Source organism: Xenorhabdus griffiniae (genome assembly GCF_001028135.1).
Lineage (GTDB): Bacteria > Pseudomonadota > Gammaproteobacteria > Enterobacterales > Enterobacteriaceae > Xenorhabdus > Xenorhabdus bakwenae.
On the sequence record NZ_LDNM01000164.1, the window covers coordinates 1 to 2,341 of the forward strand.

At 54.4% G+C, this 2,341-nt stretch carries 1 protein-coding gene and 1 pseudogene; both read right to left on the bottom strand.

The window, feature by feature from the left end:
* Positions 1 to 671: TIGR03747 family integrating conjugative element membrane protein (locus AAY47_RS19205; RefSeq protein WP_047771946.1), on the bottom strand; the 671-nt coding region annotated here is incomplete at its 3' end.
* A pseudogene (gene traD, locus AAY47_RS19210) lies at positions 671 to 2,341 on the bottom strand (type IV conjugative transfer system coupling protein TraD); the annotation flags it as partial. The pseudogene traD and the gene AAY47_RS19205, both read right to left, overlap by 1 nt.

A 2,341-nucleotide genomic window follows, 5' to 3' on the forward strand; every position in this document is an offset into this window, starting at 1 on the left:
ACCACATCCGGCCACGATAAATACAGTACACAGGGGATCGTGCAGGCCGGTTTTATGCCCCGTTTGGCATGATGATAAACAAAACTCGACTCATACCCTGCGCCATAACGGCGTAAATCCCGCCGTCCCAGCCCGTCAACCCCTGCCACCAAAACTACCATCACAAACAGCGGAACGGATAACAGCAGGATCGCCAGCCGGATCAGCGTCACCATCGTGATAAACACCGTGGCCAGCCCGTATTCCTGTAAATAGCCCGATACCTCCTGTAATACGGCATTGAATTCACGCCTAAAATCATGGCTGTGATTGAGTGGATATTGCCGCGGCCCCTGTATCCAGCGCATAAAACCACTGTCCACAAACAGCCATTGATACGCCTGTGCCAGCCAGTCAGAGACCGTTGGGGAGGGTTCGGATAACAACAGACTCCGGGTAAATTCCGTGGATAAAAATTGCAGTTCGGTGGTCATCATTGTCTGGCTGTGAGAGGCGCCTTCATCCCGCCAGAGAAAGGTCATCCCGAGATACTCCAGTAACAGGCTGAATAGCCAGGACATCACAATAAAACCGATGAGTTGCCACGGCCATTCCCATAGCACACGATACAGCAGGCCATGCTTGCGCGGGGGGTGAGTGGATTGACGGGAAGCGGGTTCTGACTGTGCCATTATGCTTTCTCTTCCCACCAGCCTTCACGGGTACGGTAGTGCCGTCGCATCTGTTCGGCGATTTTCTGCAAACTCGCTGGCATCAGGGTATCGTCGTCATCCCCGGTAGGCAGTGGCATGCGAATTTTCCACAACTGACCGCCCTCCAGTAAGGCAAACGCCTGCCCTTTCGGCAGGTTAATCATCTCAGCAGGCGTCACCAGCGGGGTTTTGACTGTACCTACCCGGTCCTGCGTGGAGGAGGTAAAATCCTGCCCCTGTTCAACATCCGCAATTCCGCATGCCCCGAGACCAGTGTCTTGCTATAAATTTCCACTTCGGGCAACTGGCTGGTGAGTAACTCTGCCGTCCGGTTATCCCGCACCCGCAACATAATCAGGGTGTTGAAATTGCCGATGACTTGTGCCGTCTTAGCCGGGCTGCCGATACGGGCTTCGATATCCGATGAAGTCTGGGTATAGGCCGTGACCTGCATACCCGCGCCGCCGCCTTTATTGATCAACGGGATAAACTCATCCCCCATCAGCTCATTGAATTCGTCACAATGCAGGTTAATCGCCAGCTTGCCGTCATGGCGCACCGGCAATCCTGCATTCATGCCGTATTTGTAGATTTGCCCCGCGACACTGACCAAATCGGCAAACATGCTGTTACCCACTGCCGAAGCCACATCACTGTCAGACAGCGCATCCAGCCCGATATAGATAATACCGTTCTTGCGGATCACCTGTTCCCAGTCGAAAATGGGGCGCAAATCCGCCATATTGAAATAATCCGGCGAGAGCAGCTCAGCGATTTTGCCGGTGGTCAGCTTTTCCAGCAAAGGCAGCAGAGAGGCAACAATTTTGTCAAAATAGGTGCGGTCATAACGTACAGCAGAGCGTAACCCGTCCAGGATCGGATCGTAGAGCTGCTTACCGGCTTCTGAACTCAGTGTCACTTCCATCGCCCAGAGTCTCAGCGCATCCGGCTGCCCCTGCATATTGCGCGGGATATCTTTTTCTTTCAGCTTGCTGAGAGACTGGTTGATTTGTTCCAGCAGTGCGGGCTGCCTGTCTGCCATCATTTTAGTGGCATAGAGTTGATACAATTCGCTGATATTATTGACGTAACGCGTGATAAGTAGGTAATCCGGCCGGTGTCCCAAAGCGACTAACGCGCGGGCCACAATATTAACAAACCGCCAGGCAAATTCACGGAAAGCCGCACTGTTGCCTTCCCCACTGAGCTGCCCCGCCAGACGGGAAGCCACTTCCGATACCCGGCCAAACCGCCCGACTGCATTATAACGTGCCGAGATTTCCGGCCAGCCCAGATGAAAGAAGGAAAGTTCATTGCCGCGCCCAGAGCGGTGTGCTTCCGCCCAAATGCGCCTTAACAGGTCAGCGTCGCCTTTCGGATCAAAGACAATCACTACCTCACCCCGCCGGATATCCTGCGTTATCAACAATTCGGCCAGCCGGGTTTTTCCCACACGGGTCGTGCCCATCACCAGGGTATGCCCGACGCGCTCACGCAGATCCATAAACACGTCCATTTCCTGTGGTTCAATGCCGTGGATCATCGGATTGCCGCCCACCGGTGGTAAAGGCCGCACCGGATTGAACGGGGAGTCGTTGCGTAACAGGGCCGACAATTTCGGCCAACGGTATTCCGTTCGGTGCTCCAGT